Annotated in this window: 11 protein-coding genes; 6 read left to right on the plus strand and 5 right to left on the minus strand. The window is 67.9% G+C overall.

Annotation, left to right across the window (positions count from 1 at the left end):
• The first annotated feature begins 65 nt into the window (after positions 1–65).
• Complete coding sequence (locus AB4091_RS12845; protein ID WP_442292132.1) at positions 66–806, plus strand: hypothetical protein; 741 nt, start codon at positions 66–68, stop codon at positions 804–806.
• Between the two features lie 539 nt (positions 807–1345).
• Here AB4091_RS12845 and AB4091_RS12850 read toward each other — a convergent pair.
• Complete coding sequence (locus tag AB4091_RS12850; protein ID WP_442292133.1) at positions 1346–2314, minus strand: hypothetical protein; 969 nt, start codon at positions 2312–2314, stop codon at positions 1346–1348.
• A 198-nt stretch (positions 2315–2512) separates the two neighbouring features.
• Positions 2513–2938, minus strand: a complete 426-nt coding sequence (locus AB4091_RS12855) for a hypothetical protein (RefSeq protein WP_442292134.1) — start codon at positions 2936–2938, stop codon at positions 2513–2515.
• 171 nt (positions 2939–3109) lie between these two features.
• On the opposite strand from AB4091_RS12855, the gene AB4091_RS12860 reads away from it, so the two are divergent.
• On the plus strand, positions 3110–3307 hold the full coding sequence (locus tag AB4091_RS12860) for a hypothetical protein (protein ID WP_442292135.1): 198 nt from the start codon (positions 3110–3112) through the stop codon (positions 3305–3307).
• Positions 3308–3421: 114 nt separating this feature from the next.
• Here AB4091_RS12860 and AB4091_RS12865 read toward each other — a convergent pair whose 3' ends face one another.
• The 3 genes from AB4091_RS12865 to AB4091_RS12875 form a co-directional block, all read right to left on the minus strand.
• Complete coding sequence (locus tag AB4091_RS12865; protein WP_442292136.1) at positions 3422–5113, minus strand: DUF262 domain-containing protein; 1692 nt, start codon at positions 5111–5113, stop codon at positions 3422–3424.
• 260 nt (positions 5114–5373) lie between these two features.
• Complete coding sequence (locus AB4091_RS12870; RefSeq protein WP_442292137.1) at positions 5374–5655, minus strand: hypothetical protein; 282 nt, start codon at positions 5653–5655, stop codon at positions 5374–5376.
• Between the two features lie 54 nt (positions 5656–5709).
• Positions 5710–5943 carry a hypothetical protein gene (locus AB4091_RS12875; protein WP_442292138.1) on the minus strand — a complete coding sequence of 78 codons (234 nt, stop codon included), beginning with the start codon at positions 5941–5943 and terminating at the stop codon, positions 5710–5712.
• Positions 5944–6459: 516 nt separating this feature from the next.
• Between AB4091_RS12875 and AB4091_RS12880 the strand changes: the two genes are divergently transcribed.
• From AB4091_RS12880 to AB4091_RS12895, 4 genes are all read left to right on the plus strand, one after another.
• Positions 6460–11850: an AAA domain-containing protein gene (locus AB4091_RS12880; RefSeq protein WP_442292139.1), complete on the plus strand. Its 5391-nt coding sequence runs from the start codon at positions 6460–6462 to the stop codon at positions 11848–11850.
• 303 nt (positions 11851–12153) lie between these two features.
• Positions 12154–13191, plus strand: a complete 1038-nt coding sequence (locus tag AB4091_RS12885; protein WP_442292140.1) for a DUF4192 domain-containing protein — start codon at positions 12154–12156, stop codon at positions 13189–13191.
• Positions 13192–13296: 105 nt separating this feature from the next.
• On the plus strand, positions 13297–14193 hold the full coding sequence (locus tag AB4091_RS12890; RefSeq protein WP_442292141.1) for a hypothetical protein: 897 nt from the start codon (positions 13297–13299) through the stop codon (positions 14191–14193).
• Between the two features lie 65 nt (positions 14194–14258).
• Complete coding sequence (locus AB4091_RS12895) at positions 14259–14528, plus strand: hypothetical protein (RefSeq protein ID WP_442292142.1); 270 nt, start codon at positions 14259–14261, stop codon at positions 14526–14528.
• Positions 14529–14685: the final 157 nt, after the last annotated feature.

The following is a 14685-nucleotide window of genomic DNA, read 5'->3' on the forward strand; positions in this document are numbered from 1 at the left end:
TCGAGCTCTACAGGGCGTTTGGGACGACCTGGGACGCTTACCTCGAACAGCGACCGCATCGGCTCGTGGCGGCCGTGGATGCCGACGGGCGCGGAACGCTGTGCATGAAGCGGGTGGTTCCGCTGCCCGAGGAGCTCACGCTCATCCTGGGAGAGTTCCTGTACCAACTGCGGGCTGCGCTCGACAACTGTCTGTACGCCGTCGCGGTCATTGTGTCCGGCTCCAACCCGCCCCCAGGCGCCAGCGCGTTGCAGTGGCCGATCTGCGACACCGCGGAGGCGTTCTCCAAGCAGCGGTCGCGGCTCAAGCACCTACCGGAGCGGCTGGTCGCGTGCCTGGAAGCCATCCAGCCCTACCAGGCTGACCTGCCAGCTTGGAACTCGCTGCGTCTGCTCAACGACCTGGCCCGCGTCGACAGGCACCGCGCCCTGCACCTGGTCACGATGGTTACCGTCGAGAGCACCGTGGTTGCCGACAACCGCGTCGTGAAGAACCCCGAGTTGAATATCGGGGACCTCCACGACGGCGGCGTCATCCTCACCTTCGACTACCGCGGCAGCGAGAAGCTCGGCCCTGAGCACATCGACGGACAGTTCGAGTTCGACGTCGAGCTCGCCGACGTCGAACGGTCGCCGGGGCCGCACGGGAAGGTCATGCGGCCGTGGGGCACGCTGGCTCGACGGCTGCGGTCGATGCACCAAGCCACGCTGGAGTACACCGAGGGGCTCGTCTACATCGCTACCCACCCAGACGAGGAGGCCGGGCCCTCGACGTCTACGCCCGGCATCGTTGACGAGCTGGAATGACGTGGGAAGTGCTGACCCGCAAGGGCGCCGAAGTCTCTGGTCGAAATCCCGAAGACGCGCCCGGGCAGCAGCCACTGTCAGTGCTTACCGAGATGATTCACTCATGCAGGCTGAGCGAGCTCGATGCCCCATCTGTCGTGCACCGATGACGGACGACGATGGCTCAAGGACGAAGAAGGGCGACCCGGTTCACGCGTTCTGCCTGGAGCAAGCACGGGCTGCGGGCGTTGGCTCGCAAGCATCCGGGGGCGCGGCCAAGGCCGGGACTCGGCCCAGGACCACAGACCTCACCGCCACGAGGCCCGGGCGCTGTCCCATCTGCCTTCGTCTCTTCGCGGTCGGCACGCCGATCGGCAAGTGCGTCGACGGGCAGTGGGCCCACGCCTCCTGCGCCGGTGCGCAGCAGGCCGCAGCTCGGAACAAGGCCCACATCCTCGCCGGCGAGACGTACCGCTCGCACCAAAAGAGCACGTGGCGTCGCGGCGCCTCGCCCGGCAGCTCCCGAAGGATGACCTGACGAAGCGGGGCGGCGGCGGGTGTCACTCATGCGCCCGGTGCGCGCGGAAGCGGTTGCCCAACGTGCCGACTTGCGCGGTCCGTCGCCTCGCTGTCGCTCCCGGCTCAGCTCCTCGAACTTGGTTCTGCCGCTCCTCGTCCTTGGCCTCCCCTCGATCGAGCATCACCATGCCAACCACCAGCGCCGACAGCCGACGCCACGACGTAGGCCGTTGCCGCGTGTCGGCCACGACGAGATGCTCCTGTGCTGCACGCTCAGCCTCCTCGGCCGCGCGCGCTTTATCCGCGGCGATGTCGTCCTCGACCAGCGGCGGCAGCACGTTGTCGAGCCCGTGGCGGCGACGTGTGGCGATGAAGCCGAAGCCCGAGAGCCCCCCAGCCAGAACGGCCGACGCAATCACCAAGCCGATAACAGCGTCCGGCGCTTTCGACGAGGCCAACGTCGAGACGACGAGTGTGTAGAGGGCGAGCACTATCCCCACCACGAACGACGCCTTCTCGGCGAGCCGAAGGGAGCGCCGCGTCTCCTCAGCCTCCTCTTCGCCGAGATGCGCTCTGACGTACCGGACGCGCCCAACGGCGCGCTTGCCCCACGGCTGCTGGAACGCCACCCATGCGGTCATGACGTCGATGGGCCCAAACCCGACCGCCATCCCGGCAGTGAGGAAATCGGGCGCCACGAAAGGGCGCAGGGCGGGCTGCGACATGACGAACAACCAAGCGGTGGCCAGCGCCGCGCAGCCGACCGCCCCAAGCCAGGCGAGGAGGTCGAGTCTCGTAGCAGCGGGGAAGTGGATCATCGAGACGAGGTGCAGCGTACGCGACTGGACGGCCTGGGCGAGTTCGGTGTGCTCCTTGCTGCCGGGCTGCAGACGACCGAGGAGCTCCGTGTCGGAGGCGAGGTCCTGACGCACCCTGCGAGTAGTGAGGAAGGCGGGCCCGAGCGTGACGCCGAAGAACGCGATCACGGCCGGCACCACGTCCACTGCCATGCCTCCCCTGTGACCTGCGCTGTCCCCGGCATCCTGCCGCATGAGAGGTGCCACCACCGGGAGCCGGGCCCGGTGGCCCTTCGTAGGATCTGAGGCTCGGCCCCGCGTGCCGCGTCCAGGAGGAACTCGTGGACTCCCTCCCGGTATGCGCCTGCAACGCCAAACATGCAACGCCGGCCGCGTGAAAGGCCGAGCTCCTCAGAGCCCGAGAGCCTCTCGATCCTCAGCAGACAAGACGACCGTCCGTGGGGCCCACACCGTCGTCCGCTTCGCGCCCTGGTCCAGCCCGAGCAGCCGGCACCGAGCCATGATCACTGCCCGGACCTCACGGGCCGCCTCCACGTCGCCGGCCATGGCCTTGCTCCACAGCGCGGCCTGAAGGGCGTCCAGCCGTGCCAGCTCGAGCTGCTGGTGGTCCTCGACGGCCTCCTTGCGGTCCCGGGTCAGTGCGTCGTGGACGATGTGGTGCACGGTGCCGCGGTTGGCGTAGCCCAGCTCGTCGGCGATCTCCTGGTACGTGCGCCCCTCCGTCGCCAGTTGGACGGCGCGGGCCTGCCGGGCCGAGGCGAGGGCTCGGTTGCGGTGCCTGCCGGTAACGAGAGGAAGGGCTGCAGGAACGCTCATGGGAAACATTCTCCGCGCCTTGACCCAAAGGGGCCGCACTCTGGAGCGAGTCATTCAGGCGGGAAGCGAGGGGCCATGGTGCGCAGCGGCTCCGTAGGCGGGGGCCGAGCCCCTCGATGGCTTGACGCCCACTGCGTGCTGAGGCACCACCCGCCGTGACAGGATCCAGGAATGCACGAACCATTCCTCGCGAAAGGCGGTCCTCTGGACGGCCAGTCCTTTGCTATCGACAAGGGCCATGACGAAGAGATCATCCACAAGGAGGGCAGCGTGAGGCACGTCTACCGAACGCACATTCGGAGGGCGGTTGACGGGCGCAGTCCTGACCTGTTCTGGCTGCTCTACGTCGGGCCAAACCCGTTCGACTGACGATTCGCCGACCAGCACGCGATCGCAGCGCCCGCACGCCGTCGAGCGATTTCGCTCGATGTGGTGGAGCTACATCAAGAGCCCTTTATGCGCCGCCAGCCTACGGCGTCGCAATCATTGGTCGTTGAAGCCCCACTCCTTCTTCAGCAGGTCGACGAGGTAGCTTTGGCGAGCCTGGAGGCTTTCCGGCGTCCACTCCGACGACCCCAAGACTTGGCTTGTTAGCGCGAAGGCTGCGACTCCGTTCGGCCCGGTGAAGTATCGCTGCTTCTTCTCTGCAAAGTCGTAGTTCTGTGCCTCGGAGTTCTTCGCGCGGTTGAGCAGGACCAAGTTGGCCAGCTTGTGAGTCCAGTGCTTCCGCTGCTCGTCGGTGAAGCGGCGATGCCACTCACTGTCGCCCTTCGGATTCTGAGGTAGGACGTGCTCGACAGTGATCATCTTGTGGTGGTACGTGACGCCGGGGTCCTTGGCCAGCCTCTCGTCCAAACGCGTAAGGACGTAGCGCCGAACGGGCTTGACCAAGTAGATGTCGCCATTGAGGCGGTCGACAGTCGTGGTCAGTTCGTCCTCACTGAGCTGAAAGGCGGGTGAGGCTAACCCCAGCCCCTCGTCCAACTGGCGCAGCAACTCCCCGTATCTCGTGGACCGAGGTGTCGCGTAGACCCGCCGAAGCAGCATGCTGGCGGCGAGGCGTTCAAGCCGCTGCAGGAAGTCGCCGAGGAACGCGGGGTCTTCGCGGTGGTATCGCAGCGCCCAGAGTGCCGGGGGTCGCCAGTCGTTGTTGTCCAGTTGATCGAGGCGCTGAAGCCAAGCGTTGACCTTCTCCGACTCGGGGCCGGCGGAGTACTTCTGAGCCAAGAGGTCTTCGTAGGCGTCGGAGTACGGCAGGAGCACCTGATCGACAAAGTCAGCGGGCCGGTCGGGCAGGTAGGCATCGAGGACCTGCTCCGGGAACTCCTTGAGCAGCTCTCGACGTGCGCGGATCTTGGCGAAGATCATCCGGATGTGCTGGAAGAGGTCGGCGAAGTTGTCGCGGCCGAGATCCTCTTCCTCGCCTTCCCACTTGTCCGCGTACTCTTCCTGCTTCTCTTCCTCGATGCGTCCGATGACGTCGGCCTTGAAGATGTCCGCGGCGGAGAGGTCCAGCCCTCGTGCGTTCATCACGCTGAAGATGCGGTGGGCGCTGGTCAGGTCGGGCGTGCTGACCACGACAAGGAAGGTGCGCCCGCCCATCATGGCGGCTAGTTCTTCCCGTTGATCCTCCGTCCAAGCCTCGAGGCGCTTACGCAGGGCTGCCGTGTTGTCGCGGATCGCTCGTTGTGCGTCGGTGCGCAGCTTGTCGTCGCCGAGCTGAGCGAGGTCGGCGGTCTTGCCGGGTGATTGGACCCAATCGCGGAAGAAGTCGGCATCTCGTCTGCGCAGCTGCAGACGCGGCTTAGCGGCGGTACCGGCAAGTTTGCGCCCGGGCTCAAGAACGAGGTCCCGCAACTCAGCGGTGAGGTCCTGGTCGCCGCTCAGGTCGCGAAGCAGGGCGAACATGATTGTCAGTGTCGTGAGTCTCTGCTGGCCGTCGATAACCTCGGCGCGAGGGACTCCGCGCGCCTTCACCAAGACGATTGAGCCGAGAAAGTAGGGCTCGTCTGAGGTGCGGTCCAAGGCGCCTTCGAGGTCGTCGAGAAGTTGCAGCGACTGCTCAGTGCCCCAGGCGTACGGCCGCTGGTAGTCCGGGATGAGGAAGTCGTAGTCCCCGCTGAACACCTTGTTCAGGGATACCTCGCCTGCCTCCAACTGCTTCAACGTGCTCATTCGCCATCCCCACGTGGTTTGCGTCCTGCTCTTCGTGTGACCTTGGCCAACGTATATGCGTTCGACCCGTCACGGTGGGGCATGTCCCTGTCACTGCAGCTGACGATCTTCCTTTGGCGTGCGCCTGTCTACGTACTGGTCCCACCGCCCGTACGCGATGCGATCGCCGTGGCACGTCCGAGCCGTTCCGGACCGGAAGGTGAGCAGCGTCGGGGTTCTGCCGGCTCACACTGAGCGTCAGGCCCGCTGGCTTATGACGTTCACCAGTCGCTGTGGCGGATCCGGGAGTCCATGAGTATGGCCCAGGTGTAGGCGGACCCTTGTCGGGCTTTGAGTTCGCTGAGCCGAGATGCAGGCATGACCTCCAGGGCGCGCGCGAAGTTCGTTCGCGACAGGGATCGGTTGATCTCCTGGTCATCCCTGGTTACGCGCAGGAAGTTGCCGGGCACCCGGTATGTGAACTCGAGTCCGGTCGCCGTCTGGAAGTTCTCGCCAGCATGCGTCTGGATCCGATGCCATACCGCCTCGATGTCAGCCGTCACCTGACGAGCGTGGCACAAGCGCGTGCCCGATGGTCCTTGAGAGAAGAAACGTCGTCAGCCGACCCCGGTGAGGAGCTCGGCCGAAAGCCACTGCTGCACCAGGACGCTGTCTGCCTCAATGAGGTAGGCGACCAAGGCGAACCAGGCGCCGTCACGCTGCTGCCACTCGACGACGATGCCGGGGTGGGAGCCAGCGGCGTCGGGGCCTCCGCGGACCCAGCAGTGCCTCCGACTGGCTGGCACGGGCGGGATGGGGTGCTCGTGTCCGCGCCCAGGTCCGCCAGCCATCGCACAAGTGTGGCGCATCCTCGAACGGGTGTTCGACGCAACGGGGCCGCCACCTTCGCCGCGCACGGCCACCGTCCGGACATCGCGGCACGTCGGCACCCGCAGGGCCGACTGGTGCTGGTCGTCGTCAATGTCCGTCGCCTACCTGCGCAAATACCGCTGGCTGGCGTTGATGAGCAATGACCGGTTTGGACCATCCGCGGACTGAATCCAGACCAACACCAGGCCCAACGATCCGGAGTCAGCAGCTGGTCTACTGTCGAGGCCTGCGGGCGCCTTCTCAACTCGTAGCTACCGAACCGCGGCGCAGATTCGTCCGCATTCACGCCCTATTGTCCTCGCCAGATGCGACCATAGGGGCCCGCCGCCTGCATCGGCGAAGGGGAAAGGATCAGCGACGTGCACCCATACGCCACCGAGTCGACCTCGCTGGGCGCCAAGGCCCACGACCTGGCCGACCGCGGCAAGCGCTTGTTCGAGTTCCTCGCTCGAGCCCAGATGCTCAAGTCCTCGCCTGTGCGGGTCACCAAGGACTACAAGACCGTCCTGTGGATGGCTGACCTTCCTGAGCATCCCGCGCTGAGCGCAGCCCACCGGCTCAGTGAGCCCGAAGAAGGCCAGCCGCTGCTGGTGATCGACCGCATCCCCGCCCCAGACGCCCCCGCAGTGCCCGAGGAGCTAGTCCCCTGGATGCAGGGACCGGCGGGCAACCCGGAGGCCGAGCCACTGCTGCGAGAGTCCATCCCGAACGCCGGCGCCAAGGAGGACGACGGGTCGGACGCCCGGCTGCAGCTGGCCGACGACCCCAACCTCGTCGAGACGCACGACCAGTGGCGGGCCCGGTGGCGGGCGTGGGCCGAGCAGGAACTGGCCGACCGCCCCGCCCGCGAGCTCTACACCGCACTGTTCGCCATCTACGTCGACGTCACATCCCACACCGAGGATGTCGAACTGGTCCTTGGAACCGGACTGCTGGCGTGGGCACCCCAGGACCACCCCCTGGTCAGCCGGCACCTGTTTACCTGCGCGGCCGGGATCGAGTTCGACGACGTCACCGGGACCATAAGCATCGTCACCCTGCCCGCCCTGGAGACGTTGAGCCTCGAGACCGACATGCTAGAGCCGTCGATGCTGCCCAACCCTGGGCACGTCAACGATATCCGGGTCCGCGCCCGCGAGTTCGCCAGCCACCCGCTGCACCGGTCCGACGCCGGAGAACTAGCCACCCGCATCGTGAACGTGATGGACGCGGAGGGCGAGTATGCAGACAGCGACGCCGCCCCCTCGCCCAGCGCCCACCCGCGCTCGGCGCTCGCGCCCGCCATCATCGTCCGCAAGCGCTCAGCGCTCGGTCTGGTCGAGGTGTTCCATGCCATCGCCGCCGAGATCGCCGAGACTGGCGAGGTGCCCTCGGGCCTGCTGCCCTTGGTCGATCCCGATCACCAGCCGCCGGCCTGCCCGGACCCCACCGACGGCGCCCTCGTAGCCGTCGACGGCGACGACGACCTCTTCCTGCCGCTGCCGCTGAACAATGTCCAGCTGGACGTCATCCGCCGTGTCGACCGGCACGCGCAGACCCTCGTGCAGGGACCGCCCGGGACCGGCAAGACCCACACCGCCGCCGCACTGCTCACACACCTGCTCGCCCAGGGCAAACGAGTCCTGGTCACTGCGCACACCGACCGGGCCCTGAAGGAGGTCCGCAGCAAACTGCCTGAGTCGATCAAACCACTCGCGGTCGCCGTAGTGGGCTCCGACCGTTCCGACATGGCCGACCTTAAGGTCGCCGTCGAGCGCATCTCCGGTCGCTCCTCCGACCACGACGACCGGCAGGCTCAGAACCAGATCGCAGCCTGCTTGGACAACATCGACACGCTGCGCCGCCGCCGCGCAGAGGTCCGCGGACAGCTCCTGGCAGCGCGCGCTACCGAGGTCGCCGACCACGAGCACGCCGGATACACCGGCACCCTCGCCCGCATCGCACAGGCCTACCAGACCAGCGCACCCGCACACGAGTGGATCGCCGAGCTCAGCGAGTACCACCCGGACGTCCCGTCCCCGCTTGACTTCGACCAGTCCTCCCGCTGGCTGGCGCTGCTGCGCGATGAGCAACTGGCCGCCGACGAGTCGGAGGCGGTCCAGCGCCTCGCCGACCCCGACCAGGTTCCCTCACCGCAGAAGTTCGCCGACCTCATCGACGCCGAGGCCCGCGGCGAGGCCTGTGCGGCTGAGCACTCCGGGCTAGCCGAGCACAAGGCGTACCAGACCGTGGCAGAGATGCCGGCTCAAGCCCGCGAGCGCCTCCAGGCGCGGACCCGCGAGATCGCCCGCAAAGTCGGCGAGCTCGAGCGGAGCGACGAGACCTGGCTGAACAGCGCCTTGCGCGACATTCGCGGCGGACGCGGCGCGACCTGGAATGCCCGCGCCGACACCGTCCGCGAGCTCATCGCGTCCGCCAGCCCGGCTATCACCTCCGTCGGCGCGAGCACCGAGGTCACTGTCGCCGCGGGAGCCGACCTCGGCGCGCTGGCAGCGCTGGCCGCCCAGCTGCTCGCGCACGTGACCGCGTCCGGGCCGGTCAAAACCAACCCGGACGGGTCCGCCAAGATCGGCGCGTTCAGCCAGAAGGCGATCAAGGCAGCCAAGCCACTGTTCGACGCCGTGCGGGTCAACCGGCAGACGCCGACCACCTCTGAGCACCTGGCCGCGTTCCTCGCGCACGCCGACGGACAGCGCCAGCTCGACCTGCTCGACAGGGCGTGGCCGGCCAGCGTGACCATTCCCATCGAGGACACCCTGCGCGAGCGTCTCCAGTGGCACCAGACCGAGCTCGAGCAGCTCGACCGGCTCCTGGCGCTGGGACGAGAGCTGACCGAGGAGGAACGCCTGCTGGCAGAGGCCGGGCTGCCTCGCCCGGACTGGAACGACATCACGTCCGTCATGACGTACGCCCACCTCGTCGACGCCGCCGCCGCCCAGGACGCTGCCGCCGCCGCGGCGCAGCCGCTGGAGACAATGGCCGCGGCCACCGCGGCAATGTGCACCTGGTCAGACGCGGCAACGACCACACACCGTCTGCACGCGGCCGTCCTTGACCGAGACCGGGACACCTACGCTGCCGAGCACGCCCGGCTCCTTCGCCTGCACAGCGTGCGCGAGCTCTCCGCAGAGCGAGACCGGCTGACCGCAACCGTCCGCCACGCCGCACCGGACCTCGCCCACGCAGTGACGGCGAACCCTGGCGACCCCATCTGGGACGCGCGGATCTCGAACATGCCGGCAGCGTGGGACTGGGCCAGGACGGGCGTGTGGATCCTCGCCCAGGACTCCACCGACACGAACGTCCTCCAGGCGCAGATCGGCCACCTCGAGGTGCGGCTGAGGCGCGAGGTCGAGGTCCTCGCCGCGACCCGGGCCTGGAACCACGCCGTATCCCCCACACGTTTGACCGGACAGTCACGGGCGGACCTGACCCAGTACGCCCAGTTGGTCAAGTCCCTTGGCAAGGGCACCGGCAAGTACGCCAACGCCAAGCGTGCCGAGATCCGCGGGGCGATGGACCGGTGCCGCCCCGCAGTCCCGGTGTGGATTTTGCCGATCTACCGCATCGCCGAGCAGCTGCGCGTCCAGCAGGACATGTTCGACGTCGTCATCGTTGACGAGGCGTCCCAGGCAGGTCTGGAGGCCACGTTCCTGCAGTACCTGGCCCCGAAGATCGTCGTCATCGGCGACGACAAGCAGGTCTCGCCCACCGCGGTCGGGGTCGACCAGCAACGGCTTCGCGACCTCGCCAGCCAGTACCTGTTCGATGACCGCTACATCGCCTCATGGCAGAACCCGCAGCGGTCCCTGTTCGATGAGGCCAACATGCGCTTCGGGTCCAAGCTCACCCTGGTCGAGCACCGCCGCTGCGTTCCGGAGATCATCGGCTTCTCCAACCGGGTCGCGTATGAGCCGGACAACATCCGGCTCATCCCGGTGCGCCAGTACGGCGCGGACCGGCTCGAGCCGATCAAGGCCGTGCACGTCGCGGACGGGTACGAGCGCGGCTCATCGGGAAACAAGACGAACCCCGCTGAGGTCGACGCCATCGTCGACCAGATCGGCAAGTGCCTGACCGACCCGCGTTACGACGGCCTCACGTTCGGGGTTATCTCCCTGTCCGGCGGCAAACAGGCCCGCACCATCGAGGCCGCGCTGCTGGAGACCGTCCCCGCCGAGGAGTGGTCAGCCCGCGGGCTGCGCTGCGGCGACGCTGCCGACTTCCAGGGCAGCGAGCGCGACGTGGTGTTCCTGTCCATGGTCGCCGCCCCCGAGGACGGCCGACGCCTGGGCACGCTCACGCACGAGATGTACACGCAGCGGTACAACGTCGCCGTATCCCGGGCAAAGGACCAGCTGTGGCTGTTCCACTCGGTCACCCTCGACCAGGTCCCCAACCCGCAGGACATGCGCCACCATCTTCTTGACTACTGCTACGGCATCATCGGCCGGGCCCGCGACCGGCAGGCCAGCGGGTCTGAGCCGGTGCCGGAAGACATCCAGATGGAGCCCTTCGATTCGCTGTTTGAACAGCGCGTCTTCAATCGACTCGTCGACCGTGGCTTCACGGTGGTACCCCAGTTCCCAGCCATGGGATACAACCTCGACCTGGTCGTCGTCGGCGCCAAGGGTCGCCTGGCGATCGAGTGCGACGGCGACGCCTGGCACGGCCCGGACGCCTACGAGGCGGACCTTGGCCGGCAGCGTGACCTGGAGCGGTGCGGCTGGCAGTTCTTCCGCATCCGCGAGTCTGCTTGGTACGTCGACCAGCACGCCGTCCTGGCGAGGCTGTGGGCAACGCTGGAGGACCTGGACATCCGCCCCTCCGGCTGGCTCGACGAAGAGCTCGCCGACAGCACCGATCCCGTGGAGATCGAGTCAGACGACGCCGAGCCCGAGGACATCGAGTTCGCCGATGCCAAGTCCGGAGGCCGGGACGAGGTGTATCTCACGGACGAGGAGCTGTTCCCGGAAACGTATCCGTTGCCGGGGGGCACCCCAGAACGTGAGGACGTGTCTGTCAGCAGCCAGGTCGTGTGGCGTCCTGAGGACAACGAGATCCGCGACCCGAACGGCAACGTGGTCAAGGAGGCCGGCGCCACCCAGATGCGGCAACCCCCAAAAGGCGACGAGGCCTCCACGCACGTCGGAACGCCAGACTCTTTGCCCAGCGTCTCCGAGCGGCTGCTCAGCCGGCCGCCGGCGGGAGAAGCAGACAACGATGCCGTGTCGTTGGCGGACTTCGAGGTCGAGCTACTGCACACGGCGCGTCCCGACCTGGAGCCAGAGTCAGTCCGCGCCACCGGCCCTAGCTCGCTGAGCGTCTCCGACGGCACGATGGACGCCCTGCCGCCGTATGTCCAGTACGAGGGCTTCACCCCAGAGGCTCTCAGCGCGCCAAGATCGGCGGTCGTCGAGGGGCTGCGGGCGATCGTGGAGGCCGAAGGGCCAGTCGTTGGTTTCCGCCTGCACCAGCGCTATGTGCTGAGCTCGGGCGGACACCGGGTCGGCAAGCAGATCGCACGAGCCCTGAACGCCGGCCTGTCGGAGGCGTTGCGCCAGGGCATCCTGGTCTCAGACAACCCATTGAACGCCTCAGGCCTCAAGCCTCGGACCTACCGGCTGCCGGAGTCCGCAGCAGTCCTCGTGCGCCGACTTGGGCCGAGGACGCTGGAGCAGGTGCCCCCATTGGAACTGGCGCACGTGGTGCACCAGACCGCAGCGGTGACCGGATGGGACAGTACTGAGGTCCTGTTCCGAGACGTCCTGCACCGTCTGGGTCGAGACCGACTCTCGGGGCCTGCGGCAGCGACCTTGGCGACCGTACTTGACCTTGCCCGCGCCCTGGGGGCCGCTGCGGAGTAGAGCGTCCACGGCCATGGCCCAGCCAGCCAGGCAACCCTCCCACCGCTGCTTGATTGGGCTCATGCACCCACCCGTGGAGCGGTCATGACCCGTGGCAGGTGCCGCGCCGCAACATAGCACGTCCGAATGACACTGTGCGGCAAGGGAATTGGGTGGTAGAATGAGTACCACGAGGCATTGGGACAACCACGTCCAAGAGTGGACTGGAGAAACCCCCTCGCAAGAGTTCACGGAGGGCCCGTCACATCAGTGGCGGGCCCTTTCGCATGCCCGGACCCGCCGGGCCCCACCGAAAGGAACACCATGACTGCCCCACCCATCTCTCTGCGCAGCCCGTCCGACCTGCTCGCCGTCATCCCACACCTGCTCGGCTTCGAGCCCCGCAACGCCATCGTCGTCCTGGCACTGAAGGACAACAAGATCGACCTGACCCAGCGCATGGACCTGCCGGACCCCAACCACGTCGACGAGGTGGCCCATGCGCTACAGCGTCACGTCCTCAAGGAGCAGGCCGACGGAGCCCTCCTTGTTGGTTACGAGAACACGGCCGGCGACTCCTGGCCCCTCGTTGAGGCGCTGAGCGAGCGACTTCGCGCCCGGGACGTGGGCGTGCGTGACCGGATCATCGTCCACGACGGACGTTGGCGCTCCCTCGACTGCACCGACCCCTCGTGCTGTCCGCCACAAGGCACCGCGGTGCCGCCGCCAGCAGAGGCGTCATCGGTGCTTGCCGAGTTCGTCGGAGTGGGCAGTGCTCCACTGGACGACCGGCGCGCGCTCGCGGAGCAGCTCGAGCCCGGCCCAGCCGCTCGCGACGTCGACGAGCGGCTCAAGCAGGAGCCAAGAGCACCAACGTCCCTGGCGCGCGCCCAACGCCTTCGCCGACTCGCCGAGGTCTGGGCTCGAGTCCTCACGCGCCCCCACAGCGTGCTCGGCATCACCGACGCCGCGGCCGCCCTGCAGTCCCTGCGAGACGTGTCCACCCGAGACGGGCTCGCGGCAGTGCTCATCCCCAACGGCCTCGAGCTCGATCTCCTTCCTCAGGACACCCAACTCCTGGTCCAGCGGTGTAGCAGCGCCATCCACGCAGCCGTGGAGGAGCACGACGCGGACATGACGACTGGCGCGATCAAGTCACGGCTCATCGACCTGTGCCGACACTCGACCGACGACCACGCCGCTCCAGCACTCACCCTCCTCGCGACGTACTCGTGGTGGCACGGCGACGGAGCCCTGGCCCGGGTCGCTCTCGACCGGGCGCTGCGCTGCGAGCCGGAGTACCGGCTGGCCCAGTTGCTCAGGTTGATGCTCGACGAGGGCATCCGACCCGAACGCCCCTGACCGCCCGCACCACCGAAGAACCCAGGCCTGCCGCACGACGTGGCGGGCCTTTCTCATGCCCGGACGCACCCATGCTGCCGGGCTTCAACCAGAAGGAGATCCGCCATGTCCACCGCAGCACCCATCAACCCTGGGCTCTACGCCGTCCCGGCCCCACCCCAGAAGGAGCGGTTCGCCGTCCTGCTCCGCCTCCGCAGGGCCGCCCGGCAGGCCTTGGACACCCTCCTCACCCTGCCGCGGGGCGCGGCCGGATGGGTCCTGCGACAAGCCCGCAACATCCTGTCCGCGCTTGGGGGCAACCCGGTCCTGTCACGCATCGCTACGCGGCTGGCCAGCCTGGGTGACCTGATCAAGTCCGTCGGCCCCGTCACAGCCGCGGCCGCCATCTTGAGCATCCCCGGGGTCTGGCGGGCGACCGTTCGAGTCGGCCGGTTCCTCGGGTCGAAGATTGCCGCTGGTGCGAGCGCCTTGTGGCAGCAGACACGCTCGCTGCTCGGCATTTGCGGACCGACCGGCTCCCGCATCGCGACAGGACTCGCCAACGCCGGCACCGCCGTGCGGCGCCTGTTCGTCGCGGTGGCCGCCCACCCCGTCTCGCAGGCCGTAGGCCGGGCGGTCACGTCCCTGGCAGTTCTGGTCCGGCCGTTCAGCCAGTCCACCGTCTTGCACCGCCTCCTGGGCCGGCTCGTCGGCGGCTCGTGGCTGCGCTGGGGCGTCGAGCTGCTCCTGCTTCCGGTGGTGGTCGCCCCGAGCCTGCTCGCTGACCTCGTCGCCGCATGGCGGACCACCTGGGCACCAGCAGCGGCATCAGCGTCGCGGCCGGTGCAGCACCCGGCGCCCTTCGTCACCGTGCCCGAAGCCGGCATGGGTGACGAGACGGTTCAGCCCGAGTACCCCATGGGGTCGGACGAGTGGACCGAGCCGCACGGACCGAGCAACCGGGCCGAGCGCCGCGCGCAGCAAGCCCAAGCCCGCGCCCGTCGTGCGCGCGCCCGGCGCTGACCCACCCCAACGCCGGAGGCCCGTCGCCCGTCGGCGAGCCTCCGGCCCGTCCAGAGGAGAACCCCATGATCATCGTCATGTCCGTGGCCGCCGCAGCGGCCCTCACCGTCGTGGCCTACGCCAAGCTCCGCGAACACGAACCCGAGACCGCAACGGCCGGCCTGCGCGCCGTCCGTGACCTGGCCGACGTCGTCCTCGTCTGCGTCAAGGCCGTCGAAGGCGTCGTTGCCGTGCTGTCCCGGCCCACGAGCCCCGCCAGCGGAAGCCCCACTCGTCGTTGGAGTTACGGCTCCGAGTACGGCAGCGGCTACGACCTCGAGGATGAGCCACTGTGAGCGCCACCAAGCTCAGTGGGGGTGTCCAGTGCATGAGCGACGACGCAACTCGCCATGTCCGCGGCTGGTCCGAGGCGGCGCTGGAGAGCGGCAGGCGGCACGTGCTCGAGCAGCATTTTCAGTTCGGTAGACGACAGCACGGAAGTCCTCCACTCCA

This window comes from Terrabacter sp. 2RAF25, from assembly GCF_052115265.1.
Lineage (GTDB): Bacteria > Actinomycetota > Actinomycetes > Actinomycetales > Dermatophilaceae > Terrabacter.

Excerpts from the sequence above, each read along its gene's own strand:
- AB4091_RS12850 (WP_442292133.1), bottom strand. The coding sequence starts at position 2,314 with ATGGCAGTGGACGTGGTGCCGGCCGTGATCGCGTTCTTCGGCGTCACG.
- AB4091_RS12855 (WP_442292134.1), bottom strand. The coding sequence starts at position 2,938 with ATGAGCGTTCCTGCAGCCCTTCCTCTCGTTACCGGCAGGCACCGCAAC.
- AB4091_RS12860 (WP_442292135.1), top strand. The coding sequence starts at position 3,110 with ATGCACGAACCATTCCTCGCGAAAGGCGGTCCTCTGGACGGCCAGTCC.
- AB4091_RS12865 (WP_442292136.1), bottom strand. The coding sequence starts at position 5,113 with ATGAGCACGTTGAAGCAGTTGGAGGCAGGCGAGGTATCCCTGAACAAG.
- AB4091_RS12875 (WP_442292138.1), bottom strand. The coding sequence starts at position 5,943 with ATGGCTGGCGGACCTGGGCGCGGACACGAGCACCCCATCCCGCCCGTG.
- AB4091_RS12885 (WP_442292140.1), top strand. The coding sequence starts at position 12,154 with ATGACTGCCCCACCCATCTCTCTGCGCAGCCCGTCCGACCTGCTCGCC.
- AB4091_RS12890 (WP_442292141.1), top strand. The coding sequence starts at position 13,297 with ATGTCCACCGCAGCACCCATCAACCCTGGGCTCTACGCCGTCCCGGCC.
- AB4091_RS12895 (WP_442292142.1), top strand. The coding sequence starts at position 14,259 with ATGATCATCGTCATGTCCGTGGCCGCCGCAGCGGCCCTCACCGTCGTG.